The sequence below is a fragment of the Streptomyces sp. NPDC029836 genome, from assembly GCF_055574495.1.
Genome location: NZ_JBVHZI010000025.1, coordinates 38,601 through 62,758, shown reverse-complemented (window position 1 = coordinate 62,758; position 24,158 = coordinate 38,601). Strand labels below are relative to the sequence as shown.

Annotated in this window: 23 protein-coding genes; all 23 read right to left on the bottom strand. The window is 71.6% G+C overall.

Annotation, left to right across the window (positions count from 1 at the left end; translation table 11 throughout):
• Positions 1-40 precede the first annotated feature (40 nt).
• Positions 41-877, bottom strand: coding sequence for an AfsR/SARP family transcriptional regulator (locus ACZ4XJ_RS35835; RefSeq protein WP_362884765.1), 837 nt, complete (start codon positions 875-877; stop codon positions 41-43).
• 285 nt (positions 878-1,162) lie between these two features.
• Positions 1,163-5,014, bottom strand: coding sequence for an amino acid adenylation domain-containing protein (locus ACZ4XJ_RS35830; RefSeq protein WP_468498679.1), 3,852 nt, complete (start codon positions 5,012-5,014; stop codon positions 1,163-1,165).
• Positions 5,015-5,320: 306 nt separating this feature from the next.
• The gene (locus tag ACZ4XJ_RS35825; protein WP_281210119.1) at positions 5,321-6,262 is read right to left on the bottom strand and encodes a ribose-phosphate diphosphokinase; all 942 of its coding nucleotides are present in this window, start codon (positions 6,260-6,262) and stop codon (positions 5,321-5,323) included.
• Between the two features lie 14 nt (positions 6,263-6,276).
• Entirely contained in the window at positions 6,277-7,359 is a 1,083-nt protein-coding gene (locus tag ACZ4XJ_RS35820; protein ID WP_362884441.1) for an alkene reductase, read from the bottom strand.
• A gap of 69 nt (positions 7,360-7,428) precedes the next feature.
• The gene (locus ACZ4XJ_RS35815; RefSeq protein WP_468498678.1) at positions 7,429-8,373 is read right to left on the bottom strand and encodes a pseudouridine-5'-phosphate glycosidase; all 945 of its coding nucleotides are present in this window, start codon (positions 8,371-8,373) and stop codon (positions 7,429-7,431) included.
• Between the two features lie 10 nt (positions 8,374-8,383).
• Positions 8,384-8,617: a tautomerase family protein gene (locus ACZ4XJ_RS35810; RefSeq protein WP_468498677.1), complete on the bottom strand. Its 234-nt coding sequence runs from the start codon at positions 8,615-8,617 to the stop codon at positions 8,384-8,386.
• A 137-nt stretch (positions 8,618-8,754) separates the two neighbouring features.
• Positions 8,755-9,690, bottom strand: coding sequence for an EamA family transporter (locus ACZ4XJ_RS35805; RefSeq protein WP_468498676.1), 936 nt, complete (start codon positions 9,688-9,690; stop codon positions 8,755-8,757).
• Positions 9,687-10,355, bottom strand: coding sequence for a uracil phosphoribosyltransferase (upp, locus tag ACZ4XJ_RS35800; protein WP_362884449.1), 669 nt, complete (start codon positions 10,353-10,355; stop codon positions 9,687-9,689). Before upp ends, ACZ4XJ_RS35805 begins: the two co-directional genes overlap by 4 nt.
• A 107-nt stretch (positions 10,356-10,462) precedes the next feature.
• A complete protein-coding gene (locus ACZ4XJ_RS35795; protein WP_362884451.1) occupies positions 10,463-11,149 on the bottom strand; it encodes a phosphoribosylanthranilate isomerase in 687 nt (228 codons plus the stop codon).
• A 146-nt stretch (positions 11,150-11,295) separates the two neighbouring features.
• Entirely contained in the window at positions 11,296-12,258 is a 963-nt protein-coding gene (locus tag ACZ4XJ_RS35790; RefSeq protein WP_468498675.1) for an alpha/beta hydrolase, read from the bottom strand.
• Positions 12,259-12,292: 34 nt separating this feature from the next.
• Positions 12,293-12,463 carry a hypothetical protein gene (locus ACZ4XJ_RS35785; protein WP_468498674.1) on the bottom strand — a complete coding sequence of 57 codons (171 nt, stop codon included), beginning with the start codon at positions 12,461-12,463 and terminating at the stop codon, positions 12,293-12,295.
• A 7-nt stretch (positions 12,464-12,470) separates the two neighbouring features.
• Positions 12,471-12,968 carry a nuclear transport factor 2 family protein gene (locus ACZ4XJ_RS35780; RefSeq protein WP_468498673.1) on the bottom strand — a complete coding sequence of 166 codons (498 nt, stop codon included), beginning with the start codon at positions 12,966-12,968 and terminating at the stop codon, positions 12,471-12,473.
• Positions 12,969-13,048: 80 nt separating this feature from the next.
• Positions 13,049-14,014: a Gfo/Idh/MocA family protein gene (locus tag ACZ4XJ_RS35775; protein ID WP_468498672.1), complete on the bottom strand. Its 966-nt coding sequence runs from the start codon at positions 14,012-14,014 to the stop codon at positions 13,049-13,051.
• Positions 14,014-15,420, bottom strand: coding sequence for an NDP-hexose 2,3-dehydratase family protein (locus ACZ4XJ_RS35770; protein WP_468498671.1), 1,407 nt, complete (start codon positions 15,418-15,420; stop codon positions 14,014-14,016). Before ACZ4XJ_RS35770 ends, ACZ4XJ_RS35775 begins: the two co-directional genes overlap by 1 nt.
• On the bottom strand, positions 15,417-16,721 hold the full coding sequence (gene rfbH / locus ACZ4XJ_RS35765) for a lipopolysaccharide biosynthesis protein RfbH (RefSeq protein ID WP_362884542.1): 1,305 nt from the start codon (positions 16,719-16,721) through the stop codon (positions 15,417-15,419). Before rfbH ends, ACZ4XJ_RS35770 begins: the two co-directional genes overlap by 4 nt.
• The gene (rfbB, locus tag ACZ4XJ_RS35760; protein ID WP_468498670.1) at positions 16,718-17,728 is read right to left on the bottom strand and encodes a dTDP-glucose 4,6-dehydratase; all 1,011 of its coding nucleotides are present in this window, start codon (positions 17,726-17,728) and stop codon (positions 16,718-16,720) included. Before rfbB ends, rfbH begins: the two co-directional genes overlap by 4 nt.
• Positions 17,729-17,823: 95 nt before the next feature.
• Positions 17,824-18,060, bottom strand: coding sequence for an acyl-CoA carboxylase subunit epsilon (locus tag ACZ4XJ_RS35755; protein WP_362884538.1), 237 nt, complete (start codon positions 18,058-18,060; stop codon positions 17,824-17,826).
• 35 nt (positions 18,061-18,095) lie between these two features.
• Complete coding sequence (locus ACZ4XJ_RS35750; protein ID WP_468498669.1) at positions 18,096-19,658, bottom strand: acyl-CoA carboxylase subunit beta; 1,563 nt, start codon at positions 19,656-19,658, stop codon at positions 18,096-18,098.
• Positions 19,659-19,688: 30 nt separating this feature from the next.
• On the bottom strand, positions 19,689-20,639 hold the full coding sequence (locus ACZ4XJ_RS35745; protein WP_468498668.1) for an ACP S-malonyltransferase: 951 nt from the start codon (positions 20,637-20,639) through the stop codon (positions 19,689-19,691).
• Positions 20,640-20,655: 16 nt separating this feature from the next.
• The gene (locus tag ACZ4XJ_RS35740; protein ID WP_362884533.1) at positions 20,656-21,489 is read right to left on the bottom strand and encodes a 4'-phosphopantetheinyl transferase family protein; all 834 of its coding nucleotides are present in this window, start codon (positions 21,487-21,489) and stop codon (positions 20,656-20,658) included.
• Positions 21,486-21,848 (bottom strand): acyl carrier protein, encoded by a 363-nt coding sequence (locus ACZ4XJ_RS35735; RefSeq protein ID WP_362884531.1) that lies wholly within the window; start codon positions 21,846-21,848, stop codon positions 21,486-21,488. The genes ACZ4XJ_RS35740 and ACZ4XJ_RS35735 overlap by 4 nt, the downstream gene beginning before the upstream one ends.
• A 98-nt stretch (positions 21,849-21,946) precedes the next feature.
• Positions 21,947-22,489, bottom strand: coding sequence for an NADPH-dependent FMN reductase (locus ACZ4XJ_RS35730; protein WP_362884546.1), 543 nt, complete (start codon positions 22,487-22,489; stop codon positions 21,947-21,949).
• Positions 22,405-23,967: an MFS transporter gene (locus ACZ4XJ_RS35725; RefSeq protein WP_468498667.1), complete on the bottom strand. Its 1,563-nt coding sequence runs from the start codon at positions 23,965-23,967 to the stop codon at positions 22,405-22,407. The genes ACZ4XJ_RS35730 and ACZ4XJ_RS35725 overlap by 85 nt, the downstream gene beginning before the upstream one ends.
• Positions 23,968-24,158: the final 191 nt, after the last annotated feature.

Below are 24,158 nucleotides of genomic sequence, written 5' to 3'. Positions count from 1 at the left end.
GGGCCGTACCGGGACTCTCGCGTTGTGGGGGCGTGCCCGGTCAGGCGCCGGTCCGCGTGGCGACCTGCTCGCGCTGTTCGGTGCGGCCCTGTGCGGGCACCCGGGGCGCGGTGGACTTGTGCGGCAGCGGGCTCAGGAGGCGGGCCTGGAGCTGTTTGAGTTCCAGTGAGGGCTCCAGGCCCAGCTCGTCGGCGAGCAGCCGCCGGACGTTCTGGTAGGCCTGGAGGGCCTCGGCGCGGCGGCCCGCGGCGCCGAGGGCGCCGATCAGCTGGCCGTGGAACCATTCGTTGAGCGGGTAGTCGTTGATGAGCTTGCGGAGTTCCGGGATGGATTCGCGGTGCCAGCCGAGCCGCTCCTCGCACTCGATGCGGATCTCGAAAGCCCGGATGCGCAGCTCCTCCAGGTGCACGATGTGCCCGGTGAGCATGTCGCCCGCGGGGAAGTTCGACAGGGCCGGACCGCGCCACAGGTCGAGGGCCTCGCGGACGGTCCGCAGGGCACCGAGTGCGTCGTCGTCGCTCAATTCCATGCGGGACTGGGCGACGAGCCGCTCGAATATCCGGATGTCGATCTCGGAATCATCGACCTGGATCGCGTATCCGGGTGCGCTGGTGACGATCAGGGACCGGCCGGCGGGTGCGAGCGACTCGTTCGCGAACATTCTCCGCGCGTGGTAGACGTACGTCTGGAGTGTCGTGACGGCGCTGCGCGGCGGACTTTCGCCCCAGAGTTCTTGGATGAGGGCGTCGGCGGTGACGATCTCGTTGGGGCGGGTGAGCAGCAGGGCGAGCGTCTGACAGACCTTCGGGGTACCCGGGCGGTAGATCCTGCCGTCGTCCGCGACGATCTCGAAGGGTCCGATGAGATTGAAACGCATGGGATGTAACTCCTCGTCAGCAAGACAACGGCAATTTCAGAGCGGTCGTCGACGGAGTCGGGAAAGCAATGGGCCGTCCGCCTGCAATTATAAAAAGTCTCTTGTAGGACGAATATGCGCGTCAACCACACACATGTCAGAATGCTGTCAATTTGCGTCACGAGCCGACCCCCTGCGCACAGTTTTCTTTTCCTTGTGTCAGAACCCAAAGAAAAAGCGGCCGCCCCGCCGGATTCCTCCGGCGGGGCGGCCGCGTCGCGGGACCGGTCCGGGACCGGTCCGCGCCTACTCTCCGAGCAGGTAACGGATGTGCTTCACCAGCTCGCCGATGTCCGGCGTGCGCAACAGGCTGTAGTGGTCGGCGTCGAGGTCGATGACCGTCGGCGGGGTGGCCGAGTAACCGCTGCTGTTCTCGATGAACGAGTAGTCGTCACCGCGGGCCTTGAAGATGGTCACGGGCGCGGTGAGGGTGCGCTCGGCGAGCTCGTGGAAGGAGTACTCGAACTCGTAGGTCTGGCCCACGACGTCGATGATGCGCTTCGCGAGGTCGACGTCGATGCCCTTGAGCTCACCGATGAACTCGGCGAAGGACTGCTCGTCCTTCCCGACCTCCAGGCACCTCTCCAGGTCCGGGCCGCTGATGCTGCCGGTGAACACGGAGAAGAGGATCGTCGTGTACGCCTTGTTGGCGTACGAGGCCTCCCGGCCGTACTCGGCGCCGTTCTCGGCGCGCACCGCCGGCGAACCGGGGGCGATCAGGAAGAGGTTCTCGACCGTCTCGCCCGCCTGCTCCAGCTGGTAGGCCGTCTCGAAGGCCACGCGGGCGCCGAAGGAGTAGCCCCACAGGGTGTAGGGGCCGCTCGGCTGGAGTTCCTTGATGGCCACGATGTCGGCCGCGGCCATCTCGCCGATGCTCGCGTACGGGCTCTCGCCCTCGTTGATCCCATGCGCCTGGATGCCGTAGAACGAGCGGCCGAGGCCGATCTCGCCGGCCAGGGTGCGCAGGTTCATCGGGTAGCCGCCCAGGCCCGGCCAGCACAACACCGGTCGGCCCGTACCCTCCTGGTGCAGCCGCACCAGGCGCGAGGACTCCTGCGCGACCTCGCGCTCCAGGCGACGGGCGAGCTTCTCGACCGTCGGGGACTCCAGGACGCTCTGCAGCGGCAGGGAGACTCCCAGGCGCGAGTTGAGCTCGCGGATCAGGCCGACGGCGATCAGCGAGTTGCCGCCGGACTCGAAGAAGTCGTCCTGGACCGAGACGCTCTCGCGGCGCAGGGACTTCGCCCAGACCTCCGCGATCTCCTTCTCGGTCTCGGTGCGCGGGGCGACGAAGGGACGCTCCACGAGCTCGGCGTTGACCTGGTCGGAGGCGGCCAGCGCCTTCCCGTCGATCTTGCCGTTGGCCGACAGCGGCAGCCGGTCGAAGACCACGACCCGGTTGGGGATCATGTAGTCCGGCAGGAAGCTGACGAGGTCGTCGCGGATCATCTCCGCCGGGCCGCGCATGTGGACGGTGTCCTCGCGCATGCCCTCGTGACCGAGCTGCTCGTCGCTGACCCGGCCGCCGACGAAGAAGTACGACGGGCCGCTCGGCACGCCGCGCTCCGTCAGGACGGTGTCCATCCGGCGGGCCGCGGGCAGCGGGTTGCCGGTCTTGGAGCTGTAGCCGGAGGACATGAAGCCCAGGCCGAGGCCGTTCATCATCAGGTGCTGGAGCTTCTTGCCGAGGGTGACGTAGTGCATCCACGCCTCGGGGGCCCGGCTGACGACCGTGATGCCGAAGCTGGCGGCCTCGAAGACCGACTGGTTGATCGCGATGACGTGCTTCTTCAGGACCACGTCGTCCGAGAAACGGGTCAGCGCGCCGTCGGCGTAGCGGTACTGGCCGGCGGGCAGGCCCGCGACCTTGCCGCCGTGCGTCTGGAGGTAGACCTCGGCGTGGTCCTCGCGCTGCCCGGCGTGCGGGACGAGCTCGAAGGTGCCCAGGTAGAAGTCCTCCTCCGGCACGTCGAGGCGCTCGCGGACGGCGGGCTCGTACGCCAGGTCCCGGATGTCGAGGCCGTAGGCGGGCAGCACCTGCTCGAACAGACCGACGATGTGACCGGTCTCGATCTCCAGGACTTCCTGGATGTTGTTCTTGTAGACCGGCTCGATGCCGCCCCTCTTGCCCATGAAGTGGATGTGGGCGGTGGGCTTGCCGGTCGGGGTCTTCTCGCTGATCAGGACCAGCTGGTGACGCACCGGCTGGTAGTAGTAGTAACCGGGCTTCAGCCCGGCGACGCCCTCCAGCTCGAAGTACATCTGCGTCGCGTACAGCGCGCCCGGCGAGGCATAGCCGTACTTGGGGAGCAGCCGCTCCTCGCTGACGTACTGGCCGAACCAGCGCAGGATCTGGCCCAGTTCGGCGGGCGCCAGGTCGGCGGCCTTGCGCGAGTAGGCCGAGGGGACCTGCGCGCCGAGCAGGTCCAGCAGGGACGCCTCGGAGACCGCGCCGCCCTCGAAGAAGCGGTACGTCTTGCGGGCGAACACCCGGCCGCGCTGCTCCGGGGTCGCCTGGGCGCCGGGCAGGTCGTAGGTGGCGCGTCCGGCCAGCTCCGAGTCGTCGCGCAGGCCCGGATTGGACAGCTGCGCCTTGACCTGGAGCTTGCTCTTCTTGGAGGCGTGGTGGGAGCCGTGGTTGCCCTGGTCCATCAGGGCGGCTTCCTTCTCGCTCAGCTCGACGCAGGCGATCAGGTTCTGGAAGCCGGTGCGGCCGTCGTTCTTGACGATGACGGCGGCGTTGCGGACCCAGTCGTGGTTCTCGATCGCCAGCGAGATCTCGTCCAGCTCGACGCGGTAGCCGCGCAGCTTGACCTGGTTGTCGGCGCGGCCGGCGAACTGCACGGTACCGTCCGGGTTCCACTGGCCCAGGTCGCCCGTCTTGTACAGGCGGACGGGCGCGGCGCCCTCGGCGAGCTCGACCTCCAGGAAGCGCTCGGCGGTCAGGTCGGGGCGGTGCAGGTAGCCGCGCGCCAGCTGGACGCCGGATATGTACAGCTCGCCGATCTCGCCGACGCCGACGGGCGACAGGTCCTTGTCGAGGATGTGGTACTCGGTGCCGTTGACGGGGCTGCCGATGGAGATGGACTGCGGTCCCTCGTCCAGGGCGGCCGGGTCGACGGTGTACGAGGAGGAGTTGATGGTGCACTCGGTCGGCCCGTACAGGTTGATCAGGGCGCGGCCCGGCATCTCCTGCGTGGCCTGGGTCGCCAGGATGCGGGACAGGGCCTCGCCACCGCTGAAGATCTGCTGCAACGAGGTGCAGGTGGGGAACTTCTCGGTGTCGATGAGGCCCTGGAGCAGCGTCGGGACGCACTGGAGGGAGGTCACGCCGTGCTTGACGATGGTCTCGATGAGGCCCTCGGGGTCGGCGTAGACGCCGGGGGCGCCCATGACGACGGTGGTGCCGTTGGCCGGCGAGAGGATCTCCCACTGCGCGGCGTCGAAGCTCATCGGGGTCTTCTGCAGGACGACCTTGGAACGGTCGATGCCGTGCGCCTCGCGGAGCCAGCCGAGCTGGCTGACGATCGAGTCGTGCTCGATCATCACGCCCTTGGGCTTGCCGGTGCTGCCGGAGGTGTAGATGACGTAGGCCAGGCTGTCCGGACGCGCGCCCGTCGCCGGGGCCGTCGCCGTCGGGAGGCCGTCGGGGACGACGAACGCCTCGGACTCGCGCAGCGTGATGACGGTGACGTCCTTCGGTGCCAGCTCGCGCAGCCGGGACACCAGGCGCTGCTGGACCAGGATGATCTTCGCCTGGCTGTTCTCGATCATGTAGCGCAGCCGGTCCTCCGGGTACTCCGGGGACAGCGGCAGGTAGGCGCCGCCGGCGGACAGGATGCCCCAGGCGCCGATCATGAGGTCGAGCGAGGGCTCCACGAAGAGGCCGACGCAGTCGTCCGCCGAGACGCCGAGGTGTCTGAGGTAGTCGGCCAGTCCTGAGCTCCTGGCGGCCAGCTCCCGGTAGGTGAGCTTGTCGTCACGGTAGATGACGGCGGTCGCGTCCGGGTGCTCGGCGACCCGCTCGGCGAGCAGGCCTGGCAACGTCTTGTTCCCGCGAAGGGTGGGCTCGAGCACGCTGGTCTCCTGAAGAGTCATTTCCCGCTTCCTTACTTTCCGTTGTGGAACAGCGGGCGTGCTCGGACGCCCGCGCCCACCGGGCTCCGGCGTTGCGGCGGGCCCGGTGGTGCGACGGCTCACCGATCGTGGGGGGACCTCCGCACGAGGCGGACGCCGCGGTGCGGTGAACCGTCAGAAGCCGAGGTGGCGACTCGGCGAGGAGAAACCGATGAGCGGTGGCGCCCGGCCGTGGCCGCGGCGCCCGGTGGGAGCGGATCGGCAGGCGGGTGCGCCTGTCTTCCCGTACGGACGGACGGGCCCCCGTCGGCCCGTCCGTCCGGGCGGTCACCGGCCTTGCAGCAGCCGGGTCACCGATCCGTTCTCGAACACCTCACGGGACGCGCTCGCGATGAGCGGGGCGATCGACAGGACGGTGACCTTGTCCAGTCCGAGGGCCCCGGGCACCGGCAGGGTGTCCGTGAAGACGAACTCGCTGACGCGCGAGTTCTTCAGGCGGTCCGCGGCGGGCCCGGAGAGCACGCCGTGGGTGGCCGCCACGATGACGTCCCGCGCGCCCTGGGCGAACAGGGCGTCGGCGGCGGCACAGATCGTGCCGCCGGTGTCGATCATGTCGTCGACCAGGACGCAGACCCGGTCGCGGACGTCACCGACCACCTCGTGGGCCGTGACCTGGTGGGCCACGTCCTTGTCACGCCGCTTGTGGACGATGGCGAGCGGCGCCCCCAGCCGGTCGCACCAGCCGTCCGCCACGCGCACGCGGCCGGCGTCGGGCGAGACCACCGTGAGGGATTCGCGGTCCACCTTGGCGCCGATGTAGTCCGCGAGGACCGGCATGGCGAAGAGGTGGTCGACGGGGCCGTCGAAGAAGCCCTGGATCTGGTCCGCGTGCAGGTCGACCGTCAGGATCCGGTCCGCGCCGGCCGTCTTGAGCAGGTCCGCCACCAGGCGGGCCGAGATGGGCTCCCGGCCGCTGTGCTTGCGGTCCTGCCGCGCGTATCCGTAGAACGGCAGGATGACCGTGATGCTGCGCGCCGAGGCCCGCTTCAACGCGTCGATCATGATGAGCTGTTCCATGATCGACTTGTTGATCGGCGCCGTGTGGCTCTGGACCACGAAGCAGTCGGCGCCGCGCACGGAGGCGTGGTAGCGGATGTAGATCTCGCCGTTGGCGAAGTCGATCGCCTTCGTCGGGACGAGCGTCGTACCGAGCTCGGCCGAGATGGCCTCGGCGAGCCCGGGGTGCGCCCGCCCCGAGAAGAGCAGCATCTGCCCGGAGTCGCTCACGCCGCGCCGGCCGCGGCGTGCGTCGGGTAGTCGGTGTAGCCGGTGTGGTCGCCGCCGTACCACTTGGTCGTGTCGTCCTGAGCCAGCGGGGCGCCGGTGCGCAGCCGCTCGACCAGGTCCGGGTTGGCGATGAACGCCGAGCCGAAGGCGATGGCGCAGCCGACGCCGCTCTCCAGCGCCTCGGTGGCGATCGCCGCGGAGACCGCGACGCCGTTCTCCGGGTGCGGGCACAGGATGATGGTGCCGGTCCACTGGGCGCGCAGCGCCGCGGTGTGGTCGCGGTCGCCGCCCTCCAGGAGGTGGATGAAGGCGATGGGCGGCAGGGCCGCGACGAGCGCCTCGTAGATCGCGCGGGTGTCGCCCTCGACGATGTCGTTGTACGGGTTGGCGGGCGAGATGCGCACGCCGACGCGGTCGGCGCCGATGCGCTCGGAGACCGCCTCGATCACCTCGATCGCGAAGCGGATGCGGTTCTCGATCGGGCCGCCGTACCGGTCGGTGCGCCGGTTGGAGTTCTCGGCCAGGAACTGGTGGAGCAGGAAGCCGTTGCCCGCGTGGACCTCGACCCCGTCGAAGCCGGCGTCGATCGCGTTCTGCGCGGCGTCCGCGAACTCCTTGACGACCTCGGCGATCTCCTCGACCGTCAGCGCGCGCGGCTCCGGGTAGTCCAGCGGGCCCGCGGGACCGTAGGCCTGGCCGGCCGCGGCGACCGCGGACGGGGCGACGGACCGGTGGCCGCTCGGGTACAGGTCCGGGTGGCCGATGCGACCGGCGTGCATGAGCTGCGCGACGATCTTGCCGCCGACGGCGTGCACCGCGTCGGTGACGGGCTTCCAGGACTCGACCTGGTCCTGGGAGTGCAGGCCCGGGCTGTTGCTGAAGCCCTGACCGACGACGCTGGGCTGGACGCCCTCACTGATGATGAGGCCCGCGCCGGCGCGCTGGCCGTAGTAGGTGGCCATCAGCTCGGTGGCCAGGCCCTCGGGGGTGGCGCGGTTGCGGGACATGGGTGCCATGACCACTCGGTTGCTCAGGGCCAGCTTCCCCAGAGTGACCGGCTCGAACAGCTTCTCGGACATGTGACTCTCCAGATTCGGGTCAACGCGTGGTGCGGAGGTGGAACGGAAACGCCGGTGGGGCGCGGCGGATCAGCCGCCCGCCCGCTCGGCGAGGTGGCGGGAGTGCGCGACGGCGAGGCGGCCCGCCGCTTCGGCGCAGGTGGCGAGGACGGCCATGTTGGCGCGGGCGGAACGGCCGTCGGTGGCGGCGTCCACGGCGCGCATCAGGTACTTGGTGATGCCCTGGCCGGAAACCCCGTCGCGGGTGGCCTCGGCGACGGCGGCCCGGATGGCCGTGTCGACCTCGACCGAGTCGATGGCGTCCTCCTCGCGGACCGGGGTGGTGATGAGGAAGGAGCTGTTGTTGCCGAGCGCCCAGTGGGCCTCGATGGCGCGGGCGATCTGCGTCTCGTCGTCCAGGCGGTGGGGCGCCCGGTGGCCGCTCGTACGGCAGTAGAAGGCGGGGAAGTCGTCCGAGCGGTAGGCGACGACGGGGACGCACTGCGTCTCCAGGTACTCCAGCGTCAGGCCGAGGTCGAGGATCATCTTCGCGCCCGCGCAGACGACGGCGACCTTGGAGCGGGTGAACTGGATGAGGTCCGAGGAGACGTCCCAGGTCTCCTGGGCGCCCCGGTGCACACCGCCGATGCCGGCGGACGAGAAGAAGGGGATCCCCGCGAGCTCGGCCGCCACGACGGAGGTCGCCACCGTGGTGGCGCCCAGGCCGCCCTGCGCAAGCACGACGGGCATGTCCCGGCTGGACACCTTGGGGATGCCCGGCAGGGAGGCGAACCGCTCGACGTCGGCCTCCGACATGCCGACCCGGATCTCGCCGGCCTCGATGCAGATCGTCGCCGGGACGGCGCCGCCGGCCCGTACGGCGTCCTCGACCTTGCGGGCGGTGGCCGCGTTGTCCGGGTAGGGCAGGCCGTGCGTGATGACGTTGCTCTCGAGGGCGACGACGGCCCGGCCTTCGTGGAGGGCCTCGCGGACCTCCTCGGTGTAGACGACGGGGATGCCGTTGCTTGCGCTCATCGGGGCTCTCTCAACTCTCGTTCCAGTAACCGGGCGCCTTGAGGAGCAGGTCCCGGCGGGCCGCTATCTCGTCGAGGACCTGGACGTCCCAGTCCTCCGGTGTGACCGGCTCCAAGGAGATCGAGACGGTGTCCTCGCCGGTGGCGAAGGTGCGCGTCACGGCGGCGGTGACCGCCTCGTCGATCTCCTTGAGCTGTTCGGCCGTGAAGTTCCTCGGGTAGTGCCTGACGTGGATGTGGGGCACGGACTCGGTCCTCTCACGGGTCGTCGTGGGGTGGGTGGCACACCGCGGACGGGGGAGACCGCGGTGTGCCACCACCACTCCGCGTCCTGGCCCGGGGGCAGGCCGGATGCGGAGCTCGGGCGCGGGAAGCAGGCCGGTCAGGCCTGTACGGATTCCCGCGGGATGGTCGTGGTGGGCTCGCCGCCCGGCTCGGGCTTCGGGTCCGGCTTGTTCCGGCCGCCCCGGGGTTGGGCCAGGATGACGGCCGCGACCACGGTCAGGGCGCCGGCGATCTGGAGCGGCGACAGCGCCTGGTCGAGGACGAAGTAGCCGAGCAGGGTGGCCGCCAGGGGCGAGGCGAAGCTCAGGAACGAGACGGCGAGGGCCGGGAGCCGCTGCACGCCGCGGAACCAGATGGCGTAGGCGAACAGGGCCCCGATGATGCCGAGGTAGGCGAAGCCCCAGAGGTTCTCGGCGGTGATCTCGTCGGGCAGTCCCTCGCCGATCAGGGCGATCGGGAGGAGGACCAGACCGCCGACGGTCAGCTGCCAGCCCGTGAAGGGCAGCAGGCCGACGCCCTCGGGGCGACCCCAACGCTTGGTGAGCACGATGCCGGAGGCCATGCTGACGGCGCCGAGCAGACCGGCCACGACGCCGGTCGTGTTGAGTCCGGCGTTCGGCTGGAGGACGAGCAGGGCCACGCCGGCCGCGCCGAGCGCGCAGGCGGCCACGTGGACCGGCTTGATCTTGTCCTTCAGCAGCACGGCGCCCAGCAGCAGCACCAGCATCGGCTGGATGGACATCACCAGCGCCGCGACGCCGCCGGGCAGGTTGTAGGCCGCGACGAACAGGAGGTAGAAGAAGGCGCCGATGTTCAGGACGCCCAGGACCAGGGCCCGCCACCACCAGATGCCGCGCGGCAGGGTCCGGCCGATGAGGACCAGGATCAGGCCGGCGGGCAGGGCGCGCAGCAGCGACGCCAGCAGCGGCCGGTCGGCGGGCAGGAACTCGGTGGTGACCAGGTAGGTCGAACCCCAGATCGCCGGCGCGAGCGCGGTGAGCGCGGAGTCCGTCAGCGTGCGGCTGCTCCTCATCGGACCACGGCCGAGTCTGTCGTGCCGAAGTAGCGGTCGCCGAAGTCGCCGATGCCCGGGATCATGAACGCGTTCTCGTTCAGGCGCTGTTCGACCGAGGAGGTGACGATCTTGACGGCCGGGTGCACGCGGTGCACGGCCTCGATCCCCTCGGGCGCGGCGATGAAGTTCACGAAGACGATGTTCTCCTCGCGCACTCCCGCCTCCAGCAGCACCTCGATGGCCGCGTTGGCGCTGCCGCCGGTGGCGAGCATCGGCTCCAGGAGCAGGATGTGCCGGTCGGCGATGTCGTCCGGCAGGTTCTTGTAGAAGAGGTGCGGGAGCTTGGTGGTCTTGTCCCGCTGGATGAGGATCTTGCCGACGCGGACGTCGGGCACCACGGTGCGCAGCTCGTCCAGCATGGAGTCGCCGGCCCGGATCACGGGCACCGCGCACAGCTTGGCGGCGAACTTCAGTCCGTCGTAGGTCTCACCGACCGGCGTGATCGCCTCGTGCTTGTCGAACGGCAGCTGGTCGAGCGCCGATTCCAGGAGGAGGCGGATGATGCGGCGGGAGTAGAACACGAAGTCCGCGCGGGACGCACCGCGGTCGCGGATGATCGTGTGCATGGCCCGCAGCTGGTTGGTCTGCGGCAGCGGGTGGACATTGTGGTGGCCGGTCGCCATGAGAACCTGCTTCTCGTCGGTCGGTGGAGACGGGCTGCGGCCCGGCCCCGGGGGCCCCGCGAAGGGCCCCCGGGCCGCCACAGCCACGTGGTCGGGAGGTGCCGGGATCAGGAAGCGATCTCGGCGAAGGCGCGGCGGGACTCGGCAACGAACTTCGCGACCTTCGCGCGGTCCTTGCGGCCGTCGGGGCCCTCCAGGAGGCTGTGGGCGTCGACGGCGGCGGGCTTGACGGCGCGGATCGCGTCGGCGACGTTCTCCGGGCTCAGACCACCGGCCATCATCAGGGGCTTGGGCGAGCGGCGGACGAGCTCCGCGCTGACGTTCCAGTCGTGGGTGAGGCCGGTGGCGCCCTTGGCGCCGGTGGCCGGGTTGTAGGTGTCGGTGATGAACATGTCGACCCACTCGGCGACGTCGTCGACGAGCTGGAGCAGCTCCTCGGCGTTGTCCTCCTTGACGACCAGGCTCTTGAGCACGTACAGGTCGGGGCGGTTGGCCTTGAGCTTGCGCAGCTGCTCCGGCTCCACGTCACCGTGGAGCTGGACGGCCTTGACACCGAGCTGGGTGGTGAACGCGCTGATCTCGTCCGCGTCCGTCAGGTAGCTGATGAGGACACCCTCCTGAGGGGCGATCAGACCGGCGATGATCTCCGTGGCCGCGGCCTCGGAGATGTCGTCCTTGCCCGACGGGAGGCGGAGCGGGAAACCGAACCAGTCGACGCCCTCCTCGGCCAGCAGCTTGGCCTCTTCGGCGTCGATGATTCCGGCGACCTGCACCAGGTCCTTCACGTCACTCATGTGTGTTCCTTTTCGGGATGAATCATGCTGAATCAAGCGGGTACCGGCAGAACGAGTGGACGTGTCCCGGTGATGACGGATTTCGTTACACGTCACGGGATGCTCACGAAAAGACTCGTAGGTACCGATCCACGGGTCAACGGGCTTTATGTCAGATCCACGTCAACCTTGTTCAGGTCCCGGTCAGGGGCCGTCAGGACCGGCGTACGGACGACGTCCCGGGCGAGCAGGCGCTCTTCCAGGAAGGACAGGACACGCAGGTGGTAGGTACGAGCGGCCCATCCCAGGCTGATGTTGTGGCCGGCGTCCGGCTGGCGGACCACCTCAGTGGACGCCATCCGCAGCGGAGCGAGCAATTCCTCCACCGCTGCCCGATCGTGCCTCCACCACTGCTCCTGTTCGGCGAAGGTGAAGCGGACGGGAACCCGGATCCGGGCCGCCACCGCGGGGTACGCCGCCGGCCACTCCAGGATCTCCCGGGCCTCCACGGCCGGTACGGGGCGCAGCAGTTCCTGCCCGAGCCGGAAGGCGTCGGGCGGGTAGAACCGCAGGGCCCCCCAGTGCCGGCGCCACTGCACCGGACCGCCGGAGCCGGGCAGCGCGGCGCGGTCCACGGCGAGGCGCCGGGCGATCCCGGAGACGTCCACGCCGAGCAGCGGGCCCCCGATCGGGTCCGCGCCCCGCCCGCCGTCGCCGAGGGCGGCGGCGGTGGACAGGGCGAGGCGGCCGCCGTTGGAGTGGGCGACGAGCAGCAGGCCCGCGCCGACGTCGTGCGCGCGGGCGAAGCCGGCCAGGGCGGCGAGCAGGGTGGTGGTCTGCCCCGCCAGGTCCTGCCCCTCGGGCAGGACCGCGGCCGAGGCCCCGTACCCGGGCCGGTCCAGGGCCAGGACGGCGTGCCCGAGCGAGGCGCCGAGTTCCAGCAGGGAGAGCCCGGGCCGGGCCCGGCTGTCGAAGTACCCCGCGCTCATCCCGGCGCCGTGCAGGGCGACCACCAGGGCCCGGGGCGCGCCGCCCAGGGGCAGGGCGAGCAGCCCGGACAGCGGGATGCCGCCCCCGTCGAGGGTGACGGCCCGGACGGCGGGCGCACCGGGCTGCGGTGAGGGGGGCATGGCGGAAACCTCCTGGCGGGACGGGCGGAGCGGGTCAGGGGCCGCTGCGCGCGGACCGTCCGCGGACGACGGCGAGTCCCCAGACGGCCCGGCGGCGCAGGAGCGTGGTCATCGTCGGGGCGCACGGCCGCGCCGCCGCCGGACCGGATTCGCGCACGGGTTCCCGGGCGGGGACCCAGTAACCGGCGATCTGCACGGCGTTCACCGGGTTCTCACAGCTGGGCTCCGGCGAACTCGGGCAGGCGGTCGCCGGAGTCCCACACGACGTGGTAGGCGACGCGGTTCAGCCGCCAACCGGAGTCGGTCCGTACGGCGGCGGCCACGCAGTGGCCCCCGACGTCGAACCGCCCCGCCGGGTGGTCCCCGTCGTGGTGGACGTGGAAGGTGAGCTGCTGCACGCGCAGGGTGGCCCGGTCACCGTCGAGGCCGATGGAGTGGTTGGCGGCGAGGTGGTGCGAGCGTGCCCAGCGCGCCCCCGCCTCCCGCTGGAAGGCGGTGAAGCCCTCGATCCCCTCGGACGTGCCGATCGGGAAGGTGAAGGTGACGTCCTCGGTGAACAGTTCGGCGAACCGGTCCCCGGCGGGCTCGGTCCCCCCGTACGTGTCGAGGGCGCTGACGTACCGGTCGAACAGTTCGCGCAGGTCGGCGCGGTCGCGCAGGATCCGCACCTGCCGGCGCAGGTCCGCGATCTCGTCGTGGGTCGAAGGCATGGCCTCTCCGGATGGGTTGGAGAACATGGGGCGGGGGCGGGGCGGACCGTGGTCCGCCCCGCCCCCGCGGGGTGCGCGCCTCATACGACGCGCGCGCACCGCCTGATGGCGTCGAGCAGTTCGGCCTGGCGCAGCAGGACCGGTTCCGGTCGGGCCCCGACGCGGATGTCCGTGACGAAGGCGGCGACGGAGCGGAGCACCTGGTCGTCCGGGGCGAGAGCGATCTCCTCGACCCCGGTGGGGCGTTCGAGGCGGATCGTGGGCGGGTGCGCGGCGGGCGGGGTGAAGGCCCGGTCGACGGTGAGGCGGCCCCGGCTGCCGGTGATCTCGTAGGCGCTGCGGTAGCCGTGGTCGAGTCCGAACGACAGCTGCGCGGTGACCCCGTCGGGGGTGCGCAGCAGTGCCGTGCCGGCCGTGTCGACGGCCCGGCCGGGCACGCCGCCGACCAGGACGGCGCCCTCGGTGGTCAGCCGGTCCCCGAGGAAGTGCAGGGCCGCCCGGACCGGGTAGACGCCGGTGTCCCACAGGGCGCCGCCACCGAGGGCGGCGTCGTAGCGGATGTCGGTGTCCGGGAGCCGGGGGATGGTGAACTCGGCCCGGAACGAGCGGGGTTCGCCGATCGCGCCGCCGTTGACGAGGGACCGGACGGCGGCGTGCTGGGAGTGGTGGACGAACATCACGTTCTCCCGCAGCACCAGTGCGGCGGACCCGGCCAGGTCCAGCAACCGACGGGTGGTCGCGAGGTCGGTGGTGAGCGGCTTCTCCGCGAGGACGTGCTTGCCCGCGCGCAGCGCCGCCTCCACCCACTCGGCGTGCAGGGCCGCCGGGAGCGGGACGTACACGGCGTCGATGTCCGGGCGCGCCAGCAGCGCCCCGTATCCGGTGACGGCCTCGCAGCCCGCCTCCGCGGCCGTTTCGCGGGCCCGGGCCGCGTCGCGGGCCGCGACCGCGACGAGTTCGATGCCGGACGCCGCCCGCAGGGCGGGCAGCATCCGGCGGCGTGCGATGTCGGCGCAGCCGATCACGCCGATGCGGACGGGATCCATCAGAGCGTTACCGCCCCCGAGGTCAGGCAGGAGAGCAGGGTGCGCGCCTGCACGTTGACGTAGTGGTTGTGCCGCAGCAGCCCGGCGAGTTGCCCGGGGGTGACCCACAGGTAGCCCGGCGGGGCCTGGAGCGGGGCCTGGTCCTCGTCGACGTCGAGGAAGAGGTAGCGGCTCTCCGCGTTCAGGAACCGGCCGCCCTCCTCGGAGTGCAGGGCCTCGTAGCGGATCCGCCCGGGGTCGGCGCCGAGGACCAGGTCGAGGAACGGCGGGCGCTCCTCGCGCGGCAGGTGCGCGTAGTTCTCCGGGGTGTACTGGACCGTCGGACCGAGTTCCACGGTGTCGGCGAACCCGCCCTCGACGCGGGCGTGGACCAGTACGTGGGGCACGCCGGCGATCCGCCGGGTCAGGAAGGCGGTGACGCCCACGCCCGTCGGTTCGAACAGCGGCTGCGTCCAGCCCGAGACCTCGCGGCTGCCGGCCTGGACGCCGACCGCGACGACGCCGAAGTAGCGTCCCTCCTCGTGGTCGATGGAGTCCTCGCCGTGCTTCCAGCCGCGGACGTCCGCGAGCGGTATCCGCCGGGCGCTGACGTCGTGGCGGGTGCGTTCGGTGGTGAACCAGGACCGCAGCGCGGTGTCCGAGTGCAGGGCGAGGGCTCCGGTGTCCGGGAGGGGCGCGCAGGCCAGCACGGTGCGCGCGTCCATGTTGACCACGTTGTCCAGGCGCAGCAGCTCGCCGATCTCGCCGAGGGTCAGCCAGCGGAAGTCGTCGTGCTCGGGGACGTCGCCGACCGCCTCGACGAGCATGTTGCGGTTGCTCTTGCGGTAGAACCAGGAGCCGTGTTCGGACTGGAGGACGTCGGCGAGGACCCGGCCGCGGCCGGGTTGCGTGAAGTACTCGATGTAGCGGACGTCGGCGCCCTTGTGGGCCTTGGTGTAGTTGCTGCGGGTGGCCTGCACGGTCGGCGACAGCTGGAGCAGGTTGCGGTTGCCGGGCTCCATCTTGGCCTGCATCAGGAAGTGCGGGACTCCGTCGAACTCCTTGACCAGGATGCCGAGGATGCCGACCTCGGGCTGGCGGATGATCGGCTGGTGCCACGTGCGCTCGTGGCCGTCGGAGCCGGCGGTGACGCGCAGGCCCTCGACGGTGAAGAACTTCCCGCTGCGGTGGCCGAGGTTGCCGGTGTCCGGGTCGAAGGACCAGCCGTCCAGGTCCGCGAAGGCGATCCGGTCCACCCGGAAGCGGTGCGCCCGGCGGCGCTCCTCCAGCCAGGTGTGGACGTCCGCGGTGTGCGGCACCGCGCCGCGGGCCGTGTCCGCCGAGCGGGCCAGCCGCAGCGGCAGCTCCTCGTCCACGCGGGAGACCAGGGTCGGGGCGACGGTGGCCGGCGTGGTGGGGCCGCTCACGCGTGGCCCCCCACGAACTCCTTGACGGAGGCGATGACGTAGTCGAGCATCTCGTCCGTCAGCGCCGGGTACACGCCGATCCAGAACGTCTGGTCGGTGATGATGTCGCTGTTGGTGAGGTCGCCGACGACGCGGTGCGGCTGACCGATGTAGGCCGGGTGGCGGGTCAGGTTGCCCGCGAACAGGCGCCGCGTGCCGATCTTGCGGTCCTCCAGGAAGTCGACCAGGGCGGCCCGGCTGTAGGGCGCCTCGGGGTCCACGGTGATCGCGAACCCGAACCAGCTCGGGTCGCTGCGCGGGGTGGCCTCGGGGAGGATCAGGTGCGGTACGCCGTCGAGGCCGTCCCGCAGTCGGCGCCAGTTGCGGCGGCGGGCGTCGCAGAAGTCGTCGAGCTTGTCGAGCTGGGTCAGGCCGAGGGCCGCCTGGATGTCGGTGGCCTTCAGGTTGTAGCCGACGTGGGAGAAGATGTACTTGTGGTCGTAGCCCTCGGGGAGGGTGCCCATCTGGTACTTGAAGCGCTTGAGGCACTTGTTGGTCTCGCCCGGCTCGCACCAGCAGTCCCGGCCCCAGTCGCGCAGCGATTCGATGATCCGCGCCAGCGCCAGGTTCGAGGTCAGGACGCAGCCGCCCTCGCCCATGGTCAGGTGGTGGGCCGGGTAGAAGCTCACCGTCGTGATGTCGCCGAAGGTGCCGGTCAGCTGCCCGTCGTAGGTGGAGCCGACGGCGTCGCAGTTGTCCTCGATCAGGTACAGGTCGTGGTCCTGCGCCAGTTGCGCGATCTCGGCGACCTCGAAGGGGTTGCCGAGCGCGTGCGCGATCATGATGGCGCGGGTCTTGGGGCCGATGGCCTGCGCGACCCGCTCGGCGGTGGTGTTGTAGGTGCCGAGTTCCACGTCGATGAAGACGGGGACGAGCCCGTTCTGGATGATCGGGTTCACGGTGGTCGGGAAGCCCGCGGCGACGGTGATGACCTCGTCGCCCCGCTTGAGGGCGCGGTCCTCCAGCAGGTGCGAGGTGAAGGCCGTCATGGCCAGCAGGTTCGCGGAGGAACCGGAGTTGGCCAGGTGCGCCTTGCGGTGCCCCATCTTCCGGGCGAAGCGCGACTCGAAGCGGCGGGAGCTGGGCCCGGCCGCGATCCGCATCTCCAGGGCCGCCTCGACCAGGGCCGCCCGATCGCGCTCGTCCAGCACCGCGCCGGCGGGCCAGATCTCGGTGGTGCCGGGGACGAAGGGCCGCTGGTCCTGCGCGTCCTGATGGAACTTGGCGGTCTCGTCGAGGATGAGTCCCTTGTGGACGTTCATGACGTGGTTCCTTCCCGGCCCTGTCGGCCGAAGTCGTCGCTCTGGTGTTTCACGGCCTTCCACCAGCCGGGGTTGTCGCGGTACCACGCGACGGTGTCGGCCAGTCCCTGCTCGAAGGAGACCCGCGGCGCGTACCCCAGCTCCTCGCGGATCTTCGTCTCGTCCAACGCGTAGCGCAGGTCGTGTCCCTTGCGGTCGGCGACCCGGCGCACCGCGGAGGCGTCCGCGCCGCACAGCGCGAGGAGGCGTTCGGTGATGTGCAGGTTGGTCTGCTCGTTGCCGCCGCCGATGTTGTAGACCTCCCCGGCGCGGCCCTGGTCCAGGACGAGGGCGATGGCCTGGCAGTGGTCGTCGACGTGCAGCCACTCGCGGATGTTGCGGCCGTCGCCGTACAGCGGGACCTGGAGGCCTTCGAGCAGGTTGGTGACGAACAGCGGGATCAGCTTCTCGGGGTGCTGGTACGGCCCGTAGTTGTTCGAGCAGCGGGTGATCGACACGTCGAGGCCGTGCGTCTTCCAGTACGAGCGCGCGATCAGGTCGGAGGAGGCCTTGGACGCGGCGTACGGGGAGTTGGGCAGCAGCGGCCACTCCTCCGTCCAGGCGCCCTCGGCTATGGAGCCGTAGACCTCGTCGGTGGAGACGTGCACGACGCGCCGCACACCGGTGGCCAGCGCCGCGTCGAGCAGGGTCTGCGTACCACCGACGTTGGTGCGGACGAACTCGGCCGCGGAGTGCACGGAGCGGTCGACGTGCGACTCGGCCGCGAAGTGGACGATCGCGTCGTGGCCGGGCAGCAGTTCGCGCAGCAGTGCCTCGTCGCAGATGTCGCCGCGGACGAAGTCCAGCCGGGGGTGCGCCGCCGGGAGGTTGTCCCGGTTGCCGGCGTAGGTGAGCTTGTCGAGGACGGTGATCCGGGTGTCGCCGTGCCCCTCGTACCCACCGGCGAGCAGGGTCCGGACGAAGTGCGAGCCGATGAACCCGGCCCCGCCGGTGACCAGGAGCCTCACTGCGCCACCTCGAAACGCGTCCGTCCGAGGGCCTTGATGACGAGGTGTGCCATGTTCGTTTCTCCTTGTGGGAAAGGGGGGAGGGGGCGGCGCCGTCAGGCGGATCGCGCCTCGTTCGAGTGGTCGCGCCAGGTGCGCGGGCCGAGGAAGCCGCGGACCCGCTCGGGCCGGCGCCAGCCGGCCAGGGTGGGCCCGCTGCCCGTCGTACCGCCGTACTGGCCGTCGTGGGCCGCCGCCCGGGCGAGGACGACGGCGGTCAGCGCCGCCAGTTCCTCGGCGTCGGGCCGTCCCTTCACCACGCGGATCATGTGTTCCGGCTGCTGGTCGTCCACGAACCGCTCCTTCTGGTGGGTCGGACCGGCCGCGCTCACTGCGGCGGGTTCCCGTGCTTGCGCGCGGGCAGGTCGGCGTGCTTGGCGCGCAGCATGGCCAGAGAACGGATCAGTACCGACCGGGTGTCGCGCGGGTCGATGACGTCGTCGATGAGGCCGCGCTCCGCCGCGTAGTACGGGTGCATCAGCTGGTCCTTGTACTCCGCGATGCGCTGCGCACGGGCGGCGTCGGGGTCGTCCGCGGCGGCGATCTCGCGGCGGAAGACCACGTTGGCGGCGCCCTCGGCGCCCATCACGGCGATCTCGTTGGTGGGCCAGGCCAGCGCCAGGTCGGCGCCGATGGAACGGGAGTCCATGACGATGTACGCGCCGCCGTACGCCTTGCGCAGGACCAGGGAGATCCGCGGGACGGTGGCGTTGCAGTAGGCGTACAGCAGCTTGGCGCCGCGCCGGATGATGCCGTTGTGCTCCTGGTCGACGCCGGGCAGGAAGCCGGGCACGTCCACGAGGGTGACGAGCGGGATGTTGAAGGCGTCGCAGAACTGGACGAACCGCGCCCCCTTCTCGGAGGCCTCGATGTCGAGGACGCCGGCCATCGCGGCGGGGTTGTTGGCGACGACGCCGACGACGTGCCCGTCGAGCCGGGCCAGCGAGCAGACGAGGTTCGGCGCCCAGGCCGGGTGCACCTCGAAGTGGTCGCCGTCGTCGACGACCTCCTCGATGACCTTGCGGATGTCGTACGCCTGCCCCGACTGGACGGGAACCAGGTCGAGCAGGGCGTCGTTCGGCCGGTCGGCCGGGTCGCCGGAGTGTTCGACGGGGGCCAGCTCACGGTTGTTGGAGGGCAGCAGCGCCAGGAGGTAGCGGACCTCGGCGATGCAGGTCTCCTCGTCGTCGTACGCGAAGTGCGCGACGCCCGAGGTGCCGGCGTGGACGTCGGCTCCGCCGAGGCCGTTCTGGGTGATCTCCTCGCCGGTGACGGCCTTGACCACGTCCGGGCCGGTGATGAACATCTGCGAGGTCTCGCGGACCATGAACACGAAGTCCGTGAGGGCCGGCGAGTAGGCGGCGCCGCCCGCGCAGGGCCCGAGCATCACGCTGATCTGCGGGATGACGCCCGAGGCCCGGGTGTTGCGCCGGAAGATGCCGCCGTACCCGGCCAGCGCCGAGACGCCCTCCTGGATGCGGGCGCCGGCGCCGTCGTTCAACGAGACCAGCGGGGCACCGGCCTTCTCGGCCATGTCCATGATCTTGTGGATCTTCTCGGCGTGGGCCTCGCCCAGCGCGCCGCCGAAGATACGGAAGTCGTGGGCGTAGACGAAGACCGTGCGGCCGTCGACCGTGCCCCAACCGGTGACGACACCGTCGCTGTACGGCCTCTTCGCCTCCAGCCCGAAACCGGTCGCCCGGTGCCGGCGCAATGGCTCCACCGCGGTGAAGGAGCCCTTGTCCAGGAGGAGCGTGATGCGCTCGTGGGCCGTCAGCTTGCCCTTGGCGTGCTGGCGCTCGGTCGCGCTCTCGTCCCCGCTCCGTGCGGACTCCTTGATCCCGTTGAGCTCGTCGATCCGGGACCGGATCGTGTCGTCCGTTCTGGACATGGTTCTCCCACCCTCTCTGTGGGTCGACGGTCAGACGGTGGTGGCGGTGAGCGCGCCCACGGCTCGGGCGAGCCGGTCCGCGGTGTGCGTCGTGTGGACGTGGGCGCCCGGCAGGATGCGGCGCACCAGGGCGCTCAACACCTGGCCGGGGCCCACCTCCACGAACCGGTCCGTGCCCGAGGCGGCGAGCGTCTCGACGGCCCCGGTCCAGCGGACCGGGCTGGTGAGTTGGGTGCGCAGGGCGACGACGGCCTCCGCGGCGGTCGTCACCCATCCGCCGGTGACACCGGAGACCAGCGGGACGGCCGGGTCGCGGAACTCGGTGGCGATCAGCGTCTCGGTGAACTCGGCCTCGGCCTCGCCCAGCAGGCTGGAGTGGAACGGGCCGCCGGTGCGCAGCCGCGCCACCCGGGCGCCGGCCGCGCCCGCCGCCGCGGCGACGTGCGCGACCGCTTCGGCCTGCCCGGAGACGACCGTCTGGCGCGGCTCGTTCTCCCCGGCCACCTCGACGACCTCGCCGGTGGCGGCCCGGGCCTCGGCGCACATGCGGACCAGGTCAGTGCGGCGCAGGCCGATCACCGCGGCGGTGGCGCTGCCGATCCGGTCCCCGACGGTCGCGACGAGTTCGCCGCGCAGTCGGACCAGCCACAGTGCCTCGGTCCACTCCAGGACGCCCGCCGCCACCAGCGCCGCGTACTCCCCCAGGCTGTGTCCGGCGACCGCGTCCGGTGCCAGGCCCTCGCCGCGCAGCACTTCCAGTACGGCCAGGCTCGTCAGGAAGACGGCCGGCTGGGCCACCGCCGGGTCCTCCAGGTCCTTGGCGGACCCCTCCCAGCAGAGCCGGGCCAGCGGGATGCCGAGGAGGTCGTCGGCGGTGTGGTAGTAGGTGTCGGCGAGGTCCGGCCGCAGGGCGAGCAGTTCCCTGCCCATGCCGGCGCATTCGGAGCCCTGGCCCGGGAAGACGAAGGCGGTGCGGGTCATCCGGTCACGTCCTTTTCTACGGTCGACTGGCGGGGGACGTACGGCCTTGCTCCGACGCGGTGGCGCCGCAGGCGGTGTGCCCGACGGACAGCCAGGCGTCGGGCACCCACCGGACGTCGACCACCTTCGGGCTCGGTCCGGCCACCGCGACGGCGGCGGCATGGGTGGCGTCGGCGGGAACGCCGGCCATGGTCCAGCCGGCCGGGTGACGCTCGTGGTCGGTGCCGAGGTAGTCCTGGGCGGGGGATCGGCTCAACCCTGTCCCGAGCCCCTTGAGGAACGCTTCCTTGCGCGTCCAGATCTGGCCGAAGAGCTGCCGGCGGTCCTCGCCCGCCTCGGTCTCGGCGATCTCCTTCTGCTCGTCGGGGTGCAGGGCGCGGGAGCAGATGTCCACGGTCTCGGCGCCGGGGAGCTTCTCGACGTCGACACCGATGGGCACGGTGGCGACGCCGACCATGGCGACTCCCCCGCTGTGCGAGAGCGAGTAGTGCAGCGGTGGCGGAGGCGGTGACAGGGCGGGCCGGCCGTGGGCCTCGCCGCAGCCGGGGCAGGGCTCGCGCATGAACCGCACGTCCTGGGGGGCGGTGGCGGTGTAACGCCCGAGGAGCCGGCGCACGGCGATGTGGGCGGCGGCGTAGAGCAGGCCGTCCGCCTTGCGCATGAACGACTCGGTGCGCGCGCGTTCCTGGTCGTCGAGTTCGTCCATGGCCAGGGCTTCGGCGTCGGCGCCGATGGGTCGGCGGACGAGCCACAGGTCGACGCGGTCGGCGGACAGGGTGAACTCGGGCGGTGCGAGGTCCTGGTGGTTCACCACCGGGCGGCCGGAGGGCAGGAGCGTCGTCATCGTCATGCCGGCACCGGTGCCCCGTGCAGGTGTGCGTCCGGGCCGATCTGGCCCGCGAGGCAGTCGATGAGTTCCTGGGCGCTGTTGGCGAGCAGCAGGCGCTGGAGGTTCACGTCGACGCCGAGCGTCGCCTCCATCCGGTACTGGAGTTCGATCCCCGAGATCGAGCCGATGCCGAGGCAGCCCATGGGACGGCCGGTGGTGTCGACGAGGTGGGGTTCGATGCCGAGGATGCGACCGAGTTCCTCGCGTACGTACTGCTCCAGGATCCGGGTGCGTTCGCGCAGTCCGGCCGTGGTCAGTACCGCCATGTCGGGCCGGGTCATGTGGACGAGGCCGGTGTCCGTCTCGTATGTCTGTGACATGTGAAGTGTGTTCATGATGCTTTCCGGTTCGGGGCGGAAGGGGAGGTGTCGTCCCCGTCCGCCCGTGGTCGGGGCCGAGGGGGCGGGGGTGCCGGCGGTCAGGCCTGGTACGGGTCCTTCAGCCGGGCCTCGCGCAGGGCGGTGCCCCACCAGGCCAGCTGGTCGAGGAGCACCTTGGCGGCGTTCGCCGGACCCTGCGGGTCCGTGGGCAGACCGTCCTCGCCGAACCGCTCCCACGCGGAGTGGAAGCTGATCGCGTCGCGAACGGTGACGGCGTGCAACTCGGCGAAGATCGGGCGCAGTTGCTCCACCGCGCGCAAGCCGCCGGCCAGGCCGCCGTAGGAGAGGAAACCGACCGGCTTGGCGCGCCACTGGGTGTAGTGCCAGTCGATGAGGTGCTTGAGGGAGGCCGGGAAGCTGTGGTTGTACTCCGGCGTCACGACCACGAAGGCGTCGGCCTGTTCGAGGCGCGGCGAGACGGTCGCGAGCGCCGCGACGGCCTCCGGGGAAGGGGTGCTCGACAGGGCGGCGGGCAGCTCGTGCTCCGCCAGGTCGATCACGTCGACGTCGAGGTCCGCGCGGCGGCGGGCCTCGTCGGCGAACCAGCCGGCGGGAACGGGTCCGAAGCGGCCTTCGCGCACGCTGCTAACGATGATGGCGAGGCGCAGGGGGTCTCGGGACATGGGGGTGTTTCCTTTCGTTGGCGGCTCCGTGCGGGGAGCGGGTCGGGGGGCAGGGCCGGGCGGCCGAGCCCACCGAGGGCGACGCAGGCGCCCGCGGCTCCGACGGCGGTGACCAGCCCGAGCGCGGAGCCCGGTCCGGCCGTGTACAGCGCGGCGGCGAGCGCGACCGTGAGGACGGCGCCCAACTGCACGCAGGTCTGGTAGAGGCTTCCGGCCGCGCCCTGCAAGGGCGCCGGTACGCGGCCGGTCGCCTGGAGGTGCAGGGCGGTGAAGGCCAGGACGAACGCGGCGCCGACGAAGGTCATCGCCGGCAGCAGGTCGGCGTAACCGGTGGCGGCGTCCACCGTCCGCGGCTGGAGGGCGTAGCCGACGGGGGCGGCCGCCGCGCCCGCGGCGACGGCCCGCGCCGGGCCCAGCCGGCCGACCATCCGGCCGGAGTGCAGGGCGGTCAGGGCGAGCGGGAGGCCGGCGGGCAGCAGGGCGAGCGCCGTCCGCCAGGGGGTCCAGCCCGCGCCGTGCAGCTGGAGGGTGACGATCAGCAGGAACGCCACGTACGAGCCGTTCAGCGCGGCGGCTCCGACCGCTGACCTCAACAGCGGTGCGTGACGCAGGAGTTCGACGGGTACGAGCGGCCGCGTCGCCCGGCGCTCGGCCCGCAGCAGGAACGCGCCGAGCAGCAGGGCCACGGCGAACGCCGCGGCGGCCGCCGGCCGGTCACGGCCGGGGCCGGCCAGGTGCGCGAGCCCGTACCCGAGGAGCAGGACCGCGCCGGTCAGAGCCAGCCCGCCCGCCACCGCGAACCGGGCGGGGGTGCCCGGCCGCGCCGTCGGACCGTCCGGGGGCGTGCCGTGCGGGATCAGCCGCAGGCCGGCGGCGAGCAGCAGCAGGGCGACGGGCGCCGGAAAGGCTGTCGTCCAGCGCCAGCCGGCCTCCGTGAGGAGTCCCGACAGCAGCAGCCCCGCGCAGAACCCGGCGGCGCCGAAGAAGGAGTAGACCGACAACGCCCGGCGCCGGGCGGCGCCTTCGGGCACGGCCGCCACGATGATGGCGAGGCCGGTGGGGGCGGTCAGCGCGACGCAGCATCCCTTCACCACGCGGGTCGCCGTCAGCAGGGCGGCGCTGTCCGTGAACGCGCCCGCGAGGGAGGCGACGGCGAAGACGAGCAGGGCGACGAGGTAGACCGGGCGGCGGCCGAGCCGTTCGACGAGCCGGCCGCCCACCGGCAGGAGCCCGGCGAAGCCGGCCGCGAATCCGGTGACGAGCCACTGCGCGCCGGTCGCGGAGAGGCCGAGCTCGGCGCCGACGGACGGCAACGCCACCAGGGTCGCGGACACCTCCAGGGCGTCGACCAGCATGTTCGCGGCCAGTACGGACACCAGCGCCCACCGGGCGCGGGGCCGCCCGCCGCCGGGCGCGATTGTCGTCGAGGACTCCATGTACGCGTTTCGCTCGGAGGGACGGAGAAGTGAGGAGGGACGAGAGGTGCCGCAGGGACGAGAAGTGAGGGGTGGGGCGGGGCGCCCGGGGGGGGTCCCCCGCGCCCCCCCCCCGCCCCCGCCCGGCGCGGGGGTGCGCCCGCGGGTACCGGGGCCCTCGCGCCGCCCCCGCACCCCAGCCGGGTGCCGCC

What these genes read in the sequence shown, in the direction of transcription:
- ACZ4XJ_RS35825 (WP_281210119.1), bottom strand. Translation starts at nt 6,262, where the DNA reads ATGCTGCTCTTCTCGGGGCGGGCGCACCCCGGGCTCGCCGAGGCCATC.
- ACZ4XJ_RS35725 (WP_468498667.1), bottom strand. Translation starts at nt 23,967, where the DNA reads ATGGAGTCCTCGACGACAATCGCGCCCGGCGGCGGGCGGCCCCGCGCC.
- ACZ4XJ_RS35790 (WP_468498675.1), bottom strand. Translation starts at nt 12,258, where the DNA reads ATGCCCCCCTCACCGCAGCCCGGTGCGCCCGCCGTCCGGGCCGTCACC.
- ACZ4XJ_RS35835 (WP_362884765.1), bottom strand. Translation starts at nt 877, where the DNA reads ATGCGTTTCAATCTCATCGGACCCTTCGAGATCGTCGCGGACGACGGC.
- ACZ4XJ_RS35780 (WP_468498673.1), bottom strand. Translation starts at nt 12,968, where the DNA reads ATGCCTTCGACCCACGACGAGATCGCGGACCTGCGCCGGCAGGTGCGG.
- upp (WP_362884449.1), bottom strand. Translation starts at nt 10,355, where the DNA reads ATGGCGACCGGCCACCACAATGTCCACCCGCTGCCGCAGACCAACCAG.
- ACZ4XJ_RS35745 (WP_468498668.1), bottom strand. Translation starts at nt 20,639, where the DNA reads ATGACCCGCACCGCCTTCGTCTTCCCGGGCCAGGGCTCCGAATGCGCC.
- ACZ4XJ_RS35815 (WP_468498678.1), bottom strand. Translation starts at nt 8,373, where the DNA reads ATGAGCGCAAGCAACGGCATCCCCGTCGTCTACACCGAGGAGGTCCGC.
- ACZ4XJ_RS35805 (WP_468498676.1), bottom strand. Translation starts at nt 9,690, where the DNA reads ATGAGGAGCAGCCGCACGCTGACGGACTCCGCGCTCACCGCGCTCGCG.
- ACZ4XJ_RS35795 (WP_362884451.1), bottom strand. Translation starts at nt 11,149, where the DNA reads ATGAGTGACGTGAAGGACCTGGTGCAGGTCGCCGGAATCATCGACGCC.
- ACZ4XJ_RS35775 (WP_468498672.1), bottom strand. Translation starts at nt 14,014, where the DNA reads ATGGATCCCGTCCGCATCGGCGTGATCGGCTGCGCCGACATCGCACGC.
- ACZ4XJ_RS35740 (WP_362884533.1), bottom strand. Translation starts at nt 21,489, where the DNA reads ATGACGATGACGACGCTCCTGCCCTCCGGCCGCCCGGTGGTGAACCAC.
- ACZ4XJ_RS35820 (WP_362884441.1), bottom strand. Translation starts at nt 7,359, where the DNA reads ATGTCCGAGAAGCTGTTCGAGCCGGTCACTCTGGGGAAGCTGGCCCTG.
- ACZ4XJ_RS35735 (WP_362884531.1), bottom strand. Translation starts at nt 21,848, where the DNA reads ATGTCACAGACATACGAGACGGACACCGGCCTCGTCCACATGACCCGG.
- rfbH (WP_362884542.1), bottom strand. Translation starts at nt 16,721, where the DNA reads ATGAACGTCCACAAGGGACTCATCCTCGACGAGACCGCCAAGTTCCAT.
- ACZ4XJ_RS35830 (WP_468498679.1), bottom strand. Translation starts at nt 5,014, where the DNA reads ATGACTCTTCAGGAGACCAGCGTGCTCGAGCCCACCCTTCGCGGGAAC.
- ACZ4XJ_RS35750 (WP_468498669.1), bottom strand. Translation starts at nt 19,658, where the DNA reads ATGTCCAGAACGGACGACACGATCCGGTCCCGGATCGACGAGCTCAAC.